We start from the raw sequence: 16,441 nt of genomic DNA, 5'->3' as shown, positions 1-16,441 counted from the left end.
ATATACTATATCACTCGGAATAATGCAATTTGGAACAAGGAGGAAAGGCACCTTATGGGGGGGACAGAAGCAGCAAGACCAAACAGACTCATAAGTTCAATAAGCAGCACCTACAGTAAGATCCTTCTGAATCCTTCTTATAGATACTTACTATTATTATTGGGAGCGCCCGTGAATCTCGTGGTCTTCCTATTTTATTTGGTTCAGAGGAAGAAGGATGACTACGCTGCGGCTGAGAACCGCATACGCAGCGAGATGCTGGCTGCCGGATATTTGGAAGCACTACGCACCGAAATTATGGAGCAGCAGAAGCGCAAGCATGGCTTCTTCAAGCAAAAGGTCAATGAAGGGCAGCTTCGGCAGGAAGTTGACAAGATCGTTCAAGCCAGGTTCCAGGAAGTCCTCAAGGAAAGAACCGGCAAGGAACTGAAGCTGAACCAGCAGAAGCGTTTGACCATGGCCGATACATTTGGTTCTCTTATCGAGAATCCGTTGTTTTTCATTATATCACTAATTCCGGGCCTGCTGATGTACATCCTTATTTTTTTGTACAGCAATCCCTACCTGAAATATATTCTGGAGAGACTCGTCATGACGGTCTTCGTGATCTTCGGCGTGGCGGTGCTCGTCTTTACGATCCTCCACTTGTCGCCGTTCAACCCGGCAGCCAACATTTTGGGGGAGACGGCAACACCGGAGCAGATCGCAGCTTTTAACAAAATGCACGGTCTGGACCAAGGGTACCTGACGCAGCTGTGGAACAATATTAAGGGAATCGCCTATTTCGATCTTGGGAAATCCTTCTCTGGCAACGAAGAGATCACCTCAAGCATCGCCAGGAAGTTCCCGATCACGCTGACACTCACGGTTATCTCCCTGATCATTGCGATTGCGATCGCATTGCCAATCGGGATTATCTCGGCTACGAGACCGAATTCGTTTTTTGACTATACCTTTATGTTTGTGGCTCTGCTCGGACTGTCCATTCCGAACTTCTGGCAGGGATTGATCTTTATCCTGAATTTCTCGATCAAGCTGCAATGGCTGCCTGCCACCTTTAATCCGGAGAACTGGCTGTCCATGATTATGCCGGTCATCGTGCTCGGGACGGGACTCACCGCTTCGGTAGCCAGAATGACGCGGTCTTCGACGCTGGAAGTCATTAATGAAGATTATATGATCACAGCCAGGGCGAAGGGGCTCGGCAAGCGCACCATTCTAATGAAGCATGCTGTCCGCAACGCCATTATTCCTATCATTACCGTCATCGGACTTCAGTTCGGCGGGATGCTCGGCGGTTCAGCCGTAACGGAGAAGGTCTTTAACATCAGCGGTATCGGCAGTTACATTGTGGATAAACAGTTTATCCCCGATATCCCGGCCATTATGGGCGGCGTGGTTTACACAGCCATTACCATTTCACTGGTGAATGTCATTATTGATATCTTGTACGCGTTCTTTGATCCACGGATCAGGTCCAAGATGAAACAATACTAAAGCAGGTGTACTCATGATCAAGAAGCTTCTTTCTAAACAAGAAACCAAACACCAGCTGAAATCCTCACACGAGTACAGTCAAGCCAGCTTCACATGGGTTATATCTTTGACCTTAACGGTGATCCTGCTGCTGAACAGCTTTGATTTCACTGGGGGAACCATCAAACCGTGGGTGTTCACCGCCTTTGCAGTGTACGCACTCTTTACCATCATTCAGATTATCATTACGCTGCTGATCCGAAGAGATCTTCGAAGCCAGGGAGAAATCCGGCGCTCCACGAGGATTCTGGGTTACATCCAGCTGCTGAGCATCGTCACAGGAAACCTGTTTACCGTTACTTTCGGTTTCAATCTGATCAAGAAACAGAAGCCGCCTGAATATACGATTGCCGTCTATATGCTGTTAACCCAGCTGTTTGTCATCGCCGTATCGGCGCTGAATCTATTTAAGCCTTATGTCTCAAATACATTCCTGCCAGCGATGGCAACACTTCTGATCATGGCCATCATTCAGCTGGTCGCTCTTATAATGGTTGCCAGATATGTAAAAACGAACTACGCTCATCCCAGAATGACCTGGCTTGCCTTTCCGATCATTCTGACTGCGGTAACGGGCAATATATTTGCCCTGGTGCTCGGCATTAATCTGCTAGCCAAAATCCGCAAGAACGGCAACCCTGCGATGACCCGCTGGGGCGACGTATGGGTGAAGCTTACAGCTAACCAGACGGCCATGTCTGGACTGTTCTTTGTTGTCTTCCTGTTCTGTCTATCGGTAAGCAGCCTGTTCACCTTCGATTACAGCATTGCGATTGATAACAACTACAGTGCCATTCTGCAGCCGCCAAGCCTTGCTTATCCATTCGGTACGGACAACTTCGGCCGGGATTTGTTCTCCCGCATCGTATTCGGAGCCCGGATTTCGCTGATTGTCGGATTTGCCTCGACGGCGATCCCCGTTATCATCGGCGGCGTTCTGGGTGCCATCTCCGGCTATTATGGCCGTCATACCGATAACATTATCATGCGATTGCTGGATGTGCTGTACGCAATACCGGGCATCCTGCTTGCCATTGCGATCATTGCTGCATTCGGAGCCAACACCGTCAATCTCATTCTGGCACTCAGCGTAGGCGCTATACCGACATATGCAAGAACAATGAGGGCGAATGTGCTCCTTGTCTCCACCTTTGAATATGTTGATGCAGCCAGAGCCTTCGGCTCCAGCAATTTTTCGATTATATTCAAGCATATCGTTCCTAACTCGCTCGCTCCCATGATTGTCAAATCCACATTGACTATCGGTGCAGCCGTCATCTCGACGAGCAGCTTGAGTTATCTGGGTCTCGGCGTTGAGCCGCACATTCCGGAATGGGGGAATATCCTCAAGATCGGAAGCACGTACCTTGAGACGCATTCCTACCTGGCCATTTATCCGGGCCTTGCCATCATTGCACTGGTGCTGTCCTTCAACTTCCTTGGGGACGGACTGCGGGATGCGCTTGATCCTAAGCTGGATTAAACCTCCAGCAAGTAAAGCACACTAACTTTGGTTTCAATAATATTTTATATATATTTTTACAACTCAGGAGGGTATCCACAATGAAAAAGAGTTCCTTGCTGTTACTGGTCCTCGTCGTCTAGTCATCGTACTGGTCCGGATGCAACGTAACAACCAAAGATGAGTGCACAGCAAAATCAGCAAGAACCATCCGATACAGCAGCAGATACATCCGCTGTGAATATTGAACTTCTTGGCATGAGCTCCGGTGAATCGGATATCAACATCATTCGCGACCAGCTTACAAAGAACGGCTTCAACGTGAAGCTGAATCTGCAGCCGGACTACGGCAGCTACAAAGCTCAACAGGATGCCGGTAATTATGATGTCGCACTGTCCAGCTGGACGACCGTGACAGGCAACCCTGACTATGCTGTTCGTTCCCTGTTCAAAACCGGCGGCGACTACAGCATTATGTCCGACGAAGAAGTGGACAAGCTGATCGACCAAGCAGCAACACAAACGCCTGAAGACGCTGCTGAGACCTACAAACAACTGGAACAACGTCTTGTTACAGACAAAGCTTACATCGCTCCGCTGTACATTTCCCTGAAGAGCCAAGCGTTCAACAAGGATGTGCTGGACGAAAACTCTGTCCGTCTCTCGAAATCCCGCTCCCTTCCTTGGGAAGCTGTTGATTTCAAAGATCAATCCAAGCGCGCTTCGCAGCCGCTGATTCTGTCCCAATCGATCTCGGAACTGACTTCGCTTGATCCGATCAAGGGTAATGACGGTTCCATCAACATTATCAATACCAATATGAACGTTCGTCTGATCAACCTTACCGATGATGACAAGATCACGTCCGAAGGTTCGCTGTCTTACAACCATGCCATCGGTGAAGGCAATTCGGAGTACTACTTCATTCTTAGAGATGACATTAACTTTGCCAAAATCACGAACAAAAAAGCCGAAGATTCCGGCGAACGCGTAGGCGCAGACGACGTTATCTTCTCCATGAACAGAGCCAAAGACAAAAATTCAGTACCTGATCATCGTACCTACACGCTTCACGAGCACATCAACACCGTTGAAGCTGTAACGGATCTGAGTCGTTCTTGAGAACACTAAAATATCCGGAAGCGGCGACAGTGTTAAGAATGCTCTTGAAGCAGGCTTGGATACCAAAATCACTTCCCTGGTCAATGACAAGAACCAAGCAAGCACGAAAGACGGTAAATACCAGGTTATCAAATTGACTACTACAGAGCCGTTCCCGCAAGTACTGAACTACCTGGCTCACCAATCTGCGGGGATCGTATCGAAGAAACAAGTCGAATCGATCAACACATATGACGTTGAGAAGTTCGATGTGAACAAAGACATCCCATATGGTGACCAGAACACGGTAACCGAAGGCGACAAGTACAACAATACGCTGTATGCAAGCGGTCCTTACATCTTGTCTTCCAAAACGGATTATGAAGCGACCTTCTTCAAAAACCCTGGTTACATGAAGGGTACAGAGCACGAGCCGAAAATCGAGCAAGTGAAAATGCGCTTCATCAAGGATGCGGACAGCACACTCTCCGCTCTGCGCAGCGGCGAAATTCACCTGTACTACGGCGTGCCTGAAACAAAATACGATGTGGTTAAAGGCGACAGCAAGCTGAAACTGCAAACCATTGAGAGCAACGCGGTATCCTACTTGCTGTTCAACACGAAGAACCGTGATGTGGCAACAAGCGATGATCTGAGAAGAGCGGTGCTCTACTCGATCAACCAGGATGAGATTTTGACTTACTACAACAACAACAAAATCAAAGCCTACTCCACCGTCAGCCCGATTGTCAAAACCGGCAACGAACTGGTAGCCGACCCGGCGAAGGTGAAGGAATTCTTGAGCGCATATAAAGCGAGCAAGTAAAAAAGAGGACGACATTAGCGAAAAGCTGATGTCGTTTTTTTTGATGCGAGGTTATATGCGCCCCTTAACTTCTGATTCCCTTAGCATCGCTATATTCGTGGGTAGATCTTTGCATCGCTCCGTCTGTTTTTTTGTATCGCTCCGCATGCGGATGATTCTTCCGATCTCTGTTGCCCCCAGATTTCTATGAATGAATGGGCTGATGTAGAAATCCGGGTGCGGTTTACGCTTACGATGCAGCTTTCTTTCAGAAAGCTTTCAGGAGACCGCTGTCGCTTCTCCAGAATCATTCCGCCTTCTCCGCTGGAGCAATCCTTTTAGGTAGTGCGCCACGGCTCTCTTTTTTGCACCTTAGACAAACTACGAAAGTCGCGTGATTAGCTATGATGCGCCGCTGACGTCGTCCCTTTTTTATATACGCTTGATATCGTCTACAAGCTCGGGCAAGCCTTCAAGGAAATAGTGATCGTCACCCTCGTATGTCCGGGTGACGGGCTGGGAAAGCTGCTTCGCGTAGTGCTGAGCGTGCGTAAACACCACGGGATCGTGGCGGGAGTGGTACAGGTATAAGCTGGATATGCGAGGCAGCAGGGGTGGCAAAGGAATCCGGCCTGGATTGATCCATTTTTGATCTGCGTCATGGGCCGTTATAGAATCTTTTACCTAATGTCCAGCGATAAAACGCAGCGCAGTATGCTGATCGAACTCCTTAATCTGTATGGCTTTCAGGCGGATTCCTCCTTCCTCGTGAAAGTGGACTCTGCCGAGAAGAACAAGAAGGTTATCGAGCTTAAGGTAAGCGGCAAGACACTAGTCATCGACCCGCTCGTGGCAAGTCCTACCGGGCATGTCCAAATCTATTACAAGTGGTGGGATGGGACCCGGGCCTAACCACAACGGGAATATCATAATGGTGGTCACTCCACTGGAATGAGAAGAATCCCTAACGGTTTACCGTTAGGGATTCTTGCATTGTTTCCTTTTGGACGCTCAGCTTCTAGCCTTTTACTTCTACTTCCGTTGAGATATTCCAGTTAATGCCGTATTTGTCCGCAACGATGCCATAGGCCGAGCTCCAGAAGGTCTCCTGAAGAGGCATGACAACCTGTCCGCCCTCCCGGAGTGCTTCATATACTCGTGTCGCCTGTTCCGCTACATCCGTCATAATGCAGATCTGAACCTGATTGCTGGATTGAACCGGTTGTCCAGGAAACGTATCTGATAACATCAGGATCGTATCCCCAACCTGAAGCGTAGCGTGAGATACGCGATCCCGTGTATTCTCCGGCAGCGGAAAGTCCGGGTTAGCCGGCATTTCACCAAAGGTTTGAAGCATAATTACATGGGCATCCAAAGCCTTCTCATAGAATTGAACGGCTTCCTTAGCATTCCCGTCCATATAGAGATACGGATTCATTCGAAGTGTCATACGACTAGTCAACTCCTTTTTCTTATAATAGGCATCTACTCACATTATCTCCCAAAGGAGCACAATAGCAAAACATAAATTCCCGAATCTAACTACCAGAACCTCTGGTTCTTCTTCCAGCCATAGAGAACAGTCAAATCCACGGTTATCCCCATCTCTTCATCCAGCGTCTGCCCAATGACTTCCGGGGAACCCCCCCAGGATAACGGCGTCATGTGGATCAAGTGTCTCATCTGCCCGGAATCCAAATCGACGCGATACTGAATCCGCTCGGAATCCATCCGGTCAAAGTGACGGCCAAACAGCTTCATCGTGCTGTCATTGGAGTAACTCGCTCTGCTCGTCTGTCTGTAGAACATCTCTCGCAGCTCCTGCAAATAACCGCTTCCCGGAATCACCTTCACTACCATTCCATCATCTGCAAGCATTCGACCGAACTCGGCGTAGTTGGAGGGAGACAATATATTTATAATAAAATCGAACTGCTTGTCCGCGAACGGGCTATTCGCCAGATCTGCCGTACACCAGATATGTCCGGGTGCATTTCTTGCGGCCATCATGATGCCTTCTTTGGCAATATCCACGCCAACGCCAAGCACGTGTTGCTCCAGCTGCCGCTTCCCAAGTTTGTTCGTTATACCAGTTAGATGGGAACCCTCTCCACAGCCTGCATCCAGTATCTTCAGCTCCATTCCTTCTGATTTCTCTGCTTGAAGGATCCGATCCGTAATCCGCTCCATCATCGGGTCAAAAAAACCGCTGTTGTTTATCCGTTTTCGGGATTCGAACAGGGCCTTATCATATTTTGTTGTGACTGCATGGGAGAGCAAGTTCACATGCCCTTGCTTGGATATATCATAACAATGGCCCTTCTCGCACACTACACTTGCCAATCGTTCAACTTTCATGGAACAGCCGCAGATCGGGCATTTGAACATCTGCTCATGAATCGACAGCAGTTTCGCTTTTTGCAACAACTTTTCATTTTTGGACACAGCCCAATCATCCTTTCCATTCGTTATGACGAAATGAAAAAGGCACAGATAAATAAACTCTAGCCATCACTCTTTTTAAAAATGGCCGAGCTTATACGATCTGTACCTCACATTAACGTAAACGAATGTAATGGATCATGGCATCGAACACGCTCCTATCATCTATTTTGCGTGGGTGATATGCGCCCAATAACCATTTTAACATGAGGACAAAGGATGTAAACCCGCTGCTCACTGTTACTCTACATAGCAAAATATATCAAGAAAAAGGCCAGCCGCTACGGTAACATGCATGGATAAGATATACTTCGTTTTTTTGTTCATGTTAATTATTTTAATCATAATGACATATATATATTGCAAAATGACGTAAATACCATTACAATTCAGGTATTCAGGAAATTTCAGGTGCTTACTCTTTAGAGAGACGGAAGGGATTGATGGATATGAAATGGTTTAAGAGAAACGCTGTTGAGGATGAGCGCATCGTCAATATGAAGAACAAATTATACAAAGAGGTATACACCTTGATCATGGTCATCTGCAGTATTTCTGTCATTATCAAGTCTTTTATGCTGACCACAACGGAATCCGTTCTGCTGGAAATGTTGATCATTATTGGAGGAAGCTTATATTTCGGCATCCGAAGCGTGACGCTGGGAATCTACTCCGATGAGGTAGAGATTCACGACCAGAAGAGCAAGGTTTCGTTCAGTAAGCGTACTGCGATCTCGGGTCTTGTTATCGGTGTCGTACTCGCTCTTTTTTTCGGTATCCGAAGTGCGGTCTTGTACGGGAATGGCAACAGTTTAACCGAATGGAAGTATTTCTTCATCGTTTTCCTTGTTTCGCTGATCATCTATCTCCCGCTCTTTGTTGTCATGAATTCTGCGATCCACTACGGTGCCAACAAGGTCAGCCGAAGAATGTCACAGAACGATGAGTTTGATTCGTAGAAAGGTATCAAGGTGAATTGGCATGAAAAATATCAAACTGAAAATGGCAAGGGTCGAAAAGGATCTTTCACAGGAAGAATTAGCCCAGATTGTCGGCGTCTCGAGACAGACCATCGGATTGATCGAGCTTGGCAAATATAATCCTTCCCTCAGCTTGTGCGTGGCCATTTGCAAGGCTCTCTCGCGTACTCTCAATGATCTGTTCTGGGATGAAGACTAGACTGGCAAGGCGTTTATTTGGGACCAACAGACCGTATTCGTGACCATGTTAAGGAGGGGATGCCAAGATCAATTACCATACCCAGGGCACAGAAACATCCTGACGAGTTTTTTTTACTATGTATGTTCAACAATTAAGTACCGTTCATTTAATCCAGATCATCCTATAAGGAGTGACTTCATCTATCATGCCATTACATAAAACAAGCAAAGCATTCACCTTGTGCCTGCTCACCGCCTCCATCCTGGGCACATCCCTGATCCCTGACGGAAAAGCGTACGCTTCTCCCCCGGATGCCATCCAAGGACAGGTTACAGAAGTTAAGACTGCCCGAACATCGGATGAAAAAATAGCCGAGTGGGGGAACTGGGCCAAGGACCACGCATACCGCTTGGATACGATACAGCCCGCGGGTACGAACAACGGAACCACTCCGTTCAAGGATCTGGCCATGCTGAAGCCTTTGCTGCACGACAAACGCTTTGTATTCCTGGGGGAGAGTTCCCACGGCGTTGCCGAGTTCAATCTTGCAAAAACCCGATTGATTCAGTTCCTTCATCAAGAGATGGGATACCATGTGCTGGCTTTTGAGAGCGGTCTCGGAAATACCTCTCTCGCATACGGCAAAGCTGGACAACAGAGCGCAGAGCAAACCATGAAAGATTCCATCTTCGGCGTCTGGTGGTCCAAGGAAATCATGCCATTGTTCGAATATATCAAAACCTCCCGAAAGAGCGAGCAGCCGCTCGTATTGACAGGTTTTGATATACAGTTGCAAAATCCTTTGTTTGACGGAGCGTGGCTGAAGGATAAGGTTATGGCTGGGCGTCTTGCGGAAGCGGAGCAGAAACTCTCCGGCTACTCCGCTGGTACAGATCTTGCAGCTTACCGCCAAGAGAAGAAGCAGCTCATTCAAGTTTATAAGGACGCTCTGAAATCTTTGAAAACAGAGGCTAACGAGGCTCATCTGAAGCTGCTTTATCCGGATAACCCTAAGCTGACCACGCTGCTGGAGAGAAGCTTGAACGACCGGATTCGGGTTGCTGAGGAGTATGTGGAAATCTCCATCGAGTCTACGCTTGGCATGGAAAGCGGCGACTATACCCCGTTCCTTAAATCGATGGAATGGCGAGATCAAGCGATGTTGGATAACCTCATGTGGCTGGCTACCGAAGTGTACCCTACCGAGAAATTCATCGTCTGGGGACATAACGATCACATCCGTAAGGCTCAGACCGAAGTGATGGGCTCTCCGTATCCGGTTGCATTAATGGGAGAACAACTATCGGATGAGATGAAAAAATACAGTTATGTCCTTGGACTGTACCCGGCCAGCGGGCAAACCGCGGATAACATGGGCAATGTGCATGACGTTCTGCCGGCAGAGCCTGGTTCCATGGAATCCATTCTGTCAGCTGCAGGCGCACCATATACCTTCATAGATCTGCGTTACAGAAACCATGAGGCCGGAAACTCATGGATGTTCGAACCGCGGTTTGCCTACAGCTGGGGCATGATTCCAGAGAGCTTCGTGCCCCGTGATCAATACGACGGCATTCTGCTTATTGATAACGTGAAGCCGCCGGAGTATATAAGATCATCCGCTTCGTCGAAGTCTTCCGCACCTGCTGAGGATTAATATGCAATCACCCTTATTATTCTAGTTATCTCTGGTGTTAAACCATTGCGTGCAATATCCCCCAACTGTCCTTTTTCCACAGGGTTCAAAGAGATCCATGACTCTGGAAACAGGACAGACAAGGGGATGTTTTTGCGTTATTTTATTGTATCGTAATGTTTCCCGAGCCGGTTTTGATCTTCACTTTATAGGTGCCATCTCCTGATCGGCCCTCGGTCTTGCGATTGCTTTCACTTCTGTCCTCCAAAGGGAGAGAGACAGACCGGCGTCCGCTCCCCGATTGCAAGAGCCATTCGGCATTCGGGGTTTCTTCTCCCAGCTTCAGGTTGACGTTTCCGCTTTTGACCGTCACATCCACATCATGATCGATACTCGTAAAGGCCAGCGAGATGTTACCACTCCTTCCTTTTAATTGCAGGCTCTGGCTTTGCAATCCGGTACCTGTTACATTGCCGGAAGAGCCCTCTATCTGAACTTTACCTGCATAATCCTGCGGAATTCGAACCTTTAGCTGCGGCATCCTGCCGATATTCAACATGCGGGTGATGTCATTGTCTAAATGGATCTTTACTTGGTTGTCGGCCTGATCCACAACGGCCTTCGCGGGTTTGTTATGGCTGACGCAGCAAAACTTCCAATGCTTCCACGTCCGCTGTCTCCACATGCAAGCTTGTGCTGCCATGCTCAATCTCTACTACTTCAATTTGCTGTAGAGATACAATCTGGGTATCTTCACTTGCACCGTTTGAACTGCATGCACTGAGCAGAAACAAACTCAGGACCCCTAATATCGCAACTGTATATCGTTTCATCTCTATCTCCACCCCTTATCAACGTTGATGCCATTATATTAGGTGACGTTACGTCATCTTCAAGCATTTTTTTCTTCCCTTGAAAAAACACAAAAAAAACACCGCCTCATAGCGGTGTCTCCTCCTGTGCAAGAATGGAGCTTATTCGGGTCAGCGGCTTGTCTAATATAAATCGAACATATTCACTTCATAACCCTGGGCCTTGAGATAATTGAACATCTGAGCCCGGTGGTGCTGGGCATGCGTAACGATTTCAATCAGCCACTTGGCTTGCGTGGAGCCATGCTCCAAGTAGAAGGGCTTGGTCTTTTTCTGCATAAACTCTTCATCTGTCAACCCGCTCATATACGACTTTACATCCGCAAGTCCCCTGTTCATCCAAGCCATAAGCTTGTCCTTGTCCCCGCCGTCGGCAGCAATACTCGCTTCAAGCTCTCGAATCTGCTCTTCACTATTCTCCTGCAAAATCAATAAATCGGCAGCAGGCACGGATACGAGATGGTGCACCAGTTCTTGAAGCGACCTCATATTATGAGCCGGCTTGTAATCCCAATCCTCTGCCGAAATTTTGGCAATCAGATTGGAGGTTGTCTTCACGATGTGCTCCAGTTCCTCGAACAGCAGCTGCTTCATTTCCTTTAAATCACTCATTGTCTTCACTCCTCTTTCTTATTTGGGGTTAGGGGAACATCTAGGTTCTAACATGAGTATAGAGTATAATAGTGACAACTATTGTCATAGTTATCAAAGAATACGGAGCTGATATTATGTCCAAATCCAAACGTCTCATGGAACTGATGATGACCGTAAACCGGATGCGGAAATTTACCGTGCGACAGCTGGCTGATCAATTCGATGTGTCTCCCCGTACGATACTGCGAGATCTTCAGGAACTGAGCGAGCTTGGAGTACCGCTGTATTCGGAGGTAGGTCCGCACGGCGGGTACCAGGTGTTGAAGGAGCGGATCCTTCCTCCGATTGCCTTCAGCGAGGAAGAAGCCGTTGCGATGTTTTTTGCCAGTCACGCCTTGCGCCACTATCTATTTCTTCCCTTCGAGGCCGAGTCTTCTACCGCACTTCAGAAATTTTATTATTATATGCCGGGTGACGTCCGGGACCGCATTGACCAGATGAAGAACCGGGTGGATTTTCTAACGCACACAAGACAGCAGAAAGCCGAATATCTTGGAGTTCTGCTGGAAGCATCCGTGGATCAGCGGGTGGTTACGATGCAATATAGAAACGAAAAACGGCTATTCGGAGCGAACCATCCAGCCCGTAGGCATCTATGCCAGCAACGGCTTCTGGTATTGCCCCGCATATTGTTTTCTACGCAGGGACTTTCGTCTGTTCCGTTGTGACCGAATGCAATCCGTCGCTAATGATTCAACCGGAATCGAGCCGCTCGACCACCGTCATATCCACCTTGGAAACTGGGAGGAACATGGGTCAGAGAAGCCTGTGTATATCCGGATGATTGTCGATCTGAGCAGGGAAGGCGTTCGGCGCTGCGAGTCCGAATTATGGCATGTTCCTCATATGGATATAATGCCGGATGGAAGCGGACAGCTTAACCAGAACGTCCCCTGCAGCGAGATTATGTATTTTGCCAAATTTTTTATCGGCTTAGGGAATGAAGCTACCGTGAAGGAGCCGAGTGAACTGGTGGAGTGCATGAAGGGGATATTGAACGAGATTATAGCGAAGTATGACTAGAGGAATGGATGAATGTTGATAAACCAGCCTCATAAATAAAAAAAACGGCAGCAGCTTGTTCACCATCCATCCCAAGGTTCTGCAGAAGCCGCTACCGGCAGAGTCTGCCTATGCTTAGACTGTTGACTGTTCGTCTATTCAACACCGTGAAGCGCAGCAAGCGCGGACTCACGGTCCTTGAGAAAAGTGTTCATTTCTTACGGGCCCATCATTAGATATCCTAAGAAGGTATAGATAAAATAAGATAATAGCGCAAGCACGTTGCAAGCGATTAATAGGAGGTCCCTGTTCGAATCGGTTCTCCCGTAGGAACGTATGGATAATACGATACCGAATGGCGGGATAACGACAGTAGAAACAAGGCCGTAATAGTGAAACCAGTGCCCGTCATGGACAAACAGAACCTCTATGATGAATAAGATAACAGGCAAAATGAATGTACAGGTGGAAACTTTACGTGCAGCGGAAACTTTCCGATTCAGTGTGATAACCTCCTTTTGCTTCGCTGTGATAAGGATCGAACCATGAGAACATCATATAACTCCTATGTTATTCCCTATTCTAAACTATCCCCGCACGGAGGTCATGCATAAACTTTCAAGCGTATATTCGTGCAGAACAACAACAATCCCCGCCAAAGCAAACACCCAAGTGTTCATGTCTGCTTGGCAGGGAATGGTTCAGTTCTTTGTCTCTACTTAATTAAATCCGTCAGCCCTCCGCACGATATACCGAATGACCGCCTTTGACGGTCTCCAGTACGCGAAGGCTCCCCTCGCGCTTCTCGAGCAGCACGAAATCGGCCCTTGCTCCTCTCTTCAACCCATCATAATCCGCCAGCCCCATCGCCTGCGCCGGCAGCATTGAAGCCATATCCCAAGCTTCGGGGAATGAACACAGTCCCGACTCCGCCAGCCTCTGCACCGCTTCGAGAAGCATCATGGCTGAACCGGCCAGCAGTTCAGGCTTGCGGGCAAGATGCAATCGGCCTTCCGGTGTTAAGATGACGTCGCCACCGATATGGGTCTCGTATTCTCCTGGCGGCATCCCGCTTAAATAGACAGCATCACTTACGAGCAGAGTTTTGGTCAACTTGGCGCGGAGAATCACCTTGATGACCGAATCCGGCAGATGATAACCGTCCGCGATCATACCTGCCCATAACTGATCTTGCGCAAGCTGCTCCCATATGTAATTCGGATGGCGCGGCAGCGTCAGATGCGCACCATTGCCGAGATGTGTAGACATGGTTGCTCCCGCAGCCACCGCTTCCCGGATTTGCGCAGGCGTAGCGGCGGTATGACCGATGGATACAACGATTCCCGATGCAACGCACTTTCGGATAAAATCCGCAGCATTCGGCCACTCCGGCGATAACGTGAGGATACGAATCCGGTTCCCCGAAGCTGCCTGCCATCTTGTAAACAGTCCCCAATCGGGAGCCTTGATAAACCGGGAATCATGCGCTCCCCGGGGCCCTTCCTCCGATGAAATGAACGGTCCTTCCACATGAACCCCGCCAATGGTTGAACCGACCCTTTCATCCTCCAGGCAAGCCGCGTCGATAACACGAAGGATTTGTTCGATTTCATCATCGCCGTTGGTAATGACGGTTGGGTAATACAGCGTTACGCCCTTCTCCCATAAACGCCGGGTTACCTGAATGACCGTATCCGTTGTGAGCGGCAGCGAATTCAAATCATATCCATAACCGCCGTTAATCTGAAGATCGATTAATCCGGGCGCGATCCATATCTTCTCTTCGCCTTCCCCAGGCAGCAGGCTGTCTATTCGGCCATCAGGGCTCCATGTTACCTGAATCCGCTCTTCCGATGCATAATGAAGGCCTGTGCGAACACAACGCTGGCTATCCATTCCGGATATCCCCGTACGAATCCCGATCCACGTACAGCGTGCAATCCGGATGCTGCCGAAGTATACTCGCCGGGCAGGCTTCGCTTATTTCGCCGTACAGCGCCCGTTGTACCGCCGCTCGCTTGCTCGCACCGGGAACAACGCAGAACAACTGGGCACCCGACATTAAAGCCGGGATGGTAAGTGTCAGTGCATATTTCGGGACCTCCTCCAGATTGGCAAAGCAGCCATCGTTCACCTGCTGCTGTCGGCAATCCAGATCCAGCTTGACCTGCTTCACCCATAACGGATCGGCAAAATCAGCCACCGGCGGGTCGTTGAAGGCGATATGCCCATTCTCGCCAATACCCAGAACCACCATATCGATCGGTGACTCGCGAATCAACCGGCCATATCTCTCGCATTCTGCTTCAGGATCATTCATGCCGTCTAGTAGATGCACTTCCCCTGGAGATACCCGATCAAACAAGCTCCGGGAGAGGAAGCTTCCGAATCGCTGAGGCGCAGACCGGGGCAGACCGATGTATTCATCCATATGAAAAGCCGTTACCCGGCTCCAGTCCAATCCCTGCGATTGAACCAGCGCTGCCAGGCATTCATTCTGGGAGGGGGCAGCCGCAAATACGATTCGGATACGCTCCTTCTCAGCCAGAAGGCGCTTCATAGCCGCATGGATATCCGCGGCTGCCGCCTTGCCCATCGCTTCGCGGTGATCATGAACACAGACCCTCAGCCGATCTCTAATCTCTTCCTGAACAGGCTTCATGCCGTGCTGGGACATGTAGATTACCTCCATTCTTACAATGCCGGCGTTCCGGTCTGCAGTTCGATTTCCTTGCGCTGCCGGGACGCTTCATAGGTGCCCAGAATAATCTCCAGTGAATGTCTGCCTTCCTCCCCGGTAACTACAGGCTCGCGGCCTTCGCGTACGGCATATGCCATATCCTGAATTTGCAGACGGTGACCGTCAGGTATTACTTTGAACGGCTCGAATTCGGGCAGCTGTACCGGCTCCCCTTCGATCTCCAGGGACACAATCGTATCTTCTTCAATGACGAGCACTCCCTTATCCCCATGGATTACTAGCCGCTGCCCTTTACCGTCGCGGGCCGTTGTTGTTATCTCCAGAACGCCGAGCGCGCCATTCGCAAATTCAAGTGTCGCGATGACCGTATCCTCGACTTCGATATGGCGCAGGACCGCCTTCGCCTTTGCCGATAAGGAGGCAACCGGTCCAACGAGCCATTGCAGCATATCCACGGTGTGAATCCCCTGATTCATCATCGCTCCCCCGCCGTCCATCGCCCAGGTCCCTCTCCAGCCTGCACTGTCATAATAGGCCTGATCACGGTAAAGCATGACATACGCCGAGCATAAACTGAGCTTTCCCAGCCGTCCTTCCGAGATGACCTGCCGGGCATATGCTGCCTGCGGAGACATCCGGCGTGGAAAGACGGTGGCGAGCAGCACGTCGTTCGCTGCGCATACCTCAATCATGCGCTCCACATCGTCTAGCCGGATCGCCATCGGCTTCTCCACCAGCACATGTTTGCCCGCCTGCGCAGCCATCGCTGTCTGCTCTGCATGCATGCCGCTTGGCGTGCAGATGCAGACCACCTCCACATCACCGCGCGCAAGCAGCTCTTCCATACTGCCGCATATATCTCCACCATACTTCTCAGTCAGCTTGACGGCTGACTCCCGTTTCGTATCATATACGGCGGCAAGCACCGCTTCCTCCGTATTTAGGATGCCCTGGGCATGAATATCCGCAATAATGCCGCAGCCAATCAAACCGAATCCTACCGGTGACTTTTTCTCTGTCATGTTGTCCGTTCCTCCTCCATTACGTTCTGGTCTGCAAGACTGCGCCT

The 16,441-nt window shown here is 49.3% G+C and carries 16 protein-coding genes and 2 pseudogenes; 9 read left to right on the top strand and 9 right to left on the bottom strand.

Annotation, left to right across the window (positions count from 1 at the left end; genetic code table 11):
* Window positions 1–54 precede the first annotated feature (54 nt).
* From PVOR_RS07370 to PVOR_RS32470, 4 genes and pseudogenes are all read left to right on the top strand, one after another.
* Complete coding sequence (locus tag PVOR_RS07370; protein WP_006208510.1) at window positions 55–1,497, top strand: ABC transporter permease; 1,443 nt, start codon at window positions 55–57, stop codon at window positions 1,495–1,497.
* Between the two features lie 13 nt (window positions 1,498–1,510).
* The gene (locus PVOR_RS07365; protein ID WP_006208509.1) at window positions 1,511–3,019 is read left to right on the top strand and encodes an ABC transporter permease; all 1,509 of its coding nucleotides are present in this window, start codon (window positions 1,511–1,513) and stop codon (window positions 3,017–3,019) included.
* Window positions 3,020–3,099: 80 nt separating this feature from the next.
* A pseudogene (locus PVOR_RS07360) lies at window positions 3,100–4,925 on the top strand (ABC transporter substrate-binding protein).
* 186 nt (window positions 4,926–5,111) lie between these two features.
* Window positions 5,112–5,246: a hypothetical protein gene (locus PVOR_RS32470; RefSeq protein WP_255308628.1), complete on the top strand. Its 135-nt coding sequence runs from the start codon at window positions 5,112–5,114 to the stop codon at window positions 5,244–5,246.
* A 90-nt stretch (window positions 5,247–5,336) separates the two neighbouring features.
* Here the strand turns inward: PVOR_RS32470 and PVOR_RS29520 are convergent, their stop codons facing one another.
* A complete protein-coding gene (locus tag PVOR_RS29520; protein WP_083811665.1) occupies window positions 5,337–5,525 on the bottom strand; it encodes a hypothetical protein in 189 nt (62 codons plus the stop codon).
* A 66-nt stretch (window positions 5,526–5,591) separates the two neighbouring features.
* Between PVOR_RS29520 and PVOR_RS07355 the strand changes: the two genes are divergently transcribed.
* Window positions 5,592–5,816: a hypothetical protein gene (locus PVOR_RS07355; RefSeq protein ID WP_006208508.1), complete on the top strand. Its 225-nt coding sequence runs from the start codon at window positions 5,592–5,594 to the stop codon at window positions 5,814–5,816.
* Between the two features lie 106 nt (window positions 5,817–5,922).
* Here the strand turns inward: PVOR_RS07355 and PVOR_RS07350 are convergent, their stop codons facing one another.
* Entirely contained in the window at window positions 5,923–6,354 is a 432-nt protein-coding gene (locus tag PVOR_RS07350) for a VOC family protein (protein ID WP_006208507.1), read from the bottom strand.
* Between the two features lie 92 nt (window positions 6,355–6,446).
* On the bottom strand, window positions 6,447–7,328 hold the full coding sequence (locus PVOR_RS07345; protein ID WP_327196521.1) for a putative RNA methyltransferase: 882 nt from the start codon (window positions 7,326–7,328) through the stop codon (window positions 6,447–6,449).
* A gap of 467 nt (window positions 7,329–7,795) precedes the next feature.
* On the opposite strand from PVOR_RS07345, the gene PVOR_RS07340 reads away from it, so the two are divergent.
* The 3 genes from PVOR_RS07340 (at window position 7,796) to PVOR_RS07330 (ending at window position 10,164) form a co-directional block, all read left to right on the top strand.
* A complete protein-coding gene (locus PVOR_RS07340; RefSeq protein ID WP_228030064.1) occupies window positions 7,796–8,305 on the top strand; it encodes a DUF6773 family protein in 510 nt (169 codons plus the stop codon).
* Between the two features lie 22 nt (window positions 8,306–8,327).
* The gene (locus PVOR_RS07335; protein WP_006208504.1) at window positions 8,328–8,525 is read left to right on the top strand and encodes a helix-turn-helix transcriptional regulator; all 198 of its coding nucleotides are present in this window, start codon (window positions 8,328–8,330) and stop codon (window positions 8,523–8,525) included.
* 187 nt (window positions 8,526–8,712) lie between these two features.
* On the top strand, window positions 8,713–10,164 hold the full coding sequence (locus PVOR_RS07330) for an erythromycin esterase family protein (RefSeq protein WP_006208503.1): 1,452 nt from the start codon (window positions 8,713–8,715) through the stop codon (window positions 10,162–10,164).
* 142 nt (window positions 10,165–10,306) lie between these two features.
* On the opposite strand, the gene PVOR_RS07325 is transcribed toward PVOR_RS07330, so the two are convergent.
* The 3 genes from PVOR_RS07325 to PVOR_RS07320 all read right to left on the bottom strand — a co-directional run bounded on the left by PVOR_RS07325 (window position 10,307) and on the right by PVOR_RS07320 (window position 11,627).
* Window positions 10,307–10,846, bottom strand: a complete 540-nt coding sequence (locus PVOR_RS07325; RefSeq protein WP_234972800.1) for a DUF4097 family beta strand repeat-containing protein — start codon at window positions 10,844–10,846, stop codon at window positions 10,307–10,309.
* Window positions 10,776–10,976: a hypothetical protein gene (locus PVOR_RS31480; protein WP_006208501.1), complete on the bottom strand. Its 201-nt coding sequence runs from the start codon at window positions 10,974–10,976 to the stop codon at window positions 10,776–10,778. Before PVOR_RS31480 ends, PVOR_RS07325 begins: the two co-directional genes overlap by 71 nt.
* A 162-nt stretch (window positions 10,977–11,138) precedes the next feature.
* Window positions 11,139–11,627, bottom strand: coding sequence for a DinB family protein (locus PVOR_RS07320; protein WP_006208500.1), 489 nt, complete (start codon window positions 11,625–11,627; stop codon window positions 11,139–11,141).
* Between the two features lie 116 nt (window positions 11,628–11,743).
* Between PVOR_RS07320 and PVOR_RS07315 the strand changes: the two are divergent.
* Window positions 11,744–12,692: pseudogene (locus PVOR_RS07315) on the top strand (helix-turn-helix transcriptional regulator).
* A 711-nt stretch (window positions 12,693–13,403) separates the two neighbouring features.
* Here the strand turns inward: PVOR_RS07315 and PVOR_RS07310 are convergent.
* From PVOR_RS07310 to PVOR_RS07300, 3 genes are read right to left on the bottom strand one after another with little or no spacing between them, the layout of a single operon-like run.
* Complete coding sequence (locus PVOR_RS07310; RefSeq protein WP_006208499.1) at window positions 13,404–14,567, bottom strand: N-acetylglucosamine-6-phosphate deacetylase; 1,164 nt, start codon at window positions 14,565–14,567, stop codon at window positions 13,404–13,406.
* Window positions 14,560–15,363 carry a glucosamine-6-phosphate deaminase gene (locus PVOR_RS07305; RefSeq protein WP_234972799.1) on the bottom strand — a complete coding sequence of 268 codons (804 nt, stop codon included), beginning with the start codon at window positions 15,361–15,363 and terminating at the stop codon, window positions 14,560–14,562. Before PVOR_RS07305 ends, PVOR_RS07310 begins: the two co-directional genes overlap by 8 nt.
* A 2-nt stretch (window positions 15,364–15,365) precedes the next feature.
* Entirely contained in the window at window positions 15,366–16,394 is a 1,029-nt protein-coding gene (locus PVOR_RS07300) for a Gfo/Idh/MocA family protein (protein WP_006208497.1), read from the bottom strand.
* Window positions 16,395–16,441 lie beyond the last annotated feature (47 nt).

The sequence above is a fragment of the Paenibacillus vortex V453 genome, assembly GCF_000193415.1.
Taxonomy (GTDB): Bacteria; Bacillota; Bacilli; order Paenibacillales; family Paenibacillaceae; genus Paenibacillus_AQ; species Paenibacillus_AQ glucanolyticus.
This window is presented reverse-complemented; position numbering and strand designations above follow the sequence as displayed.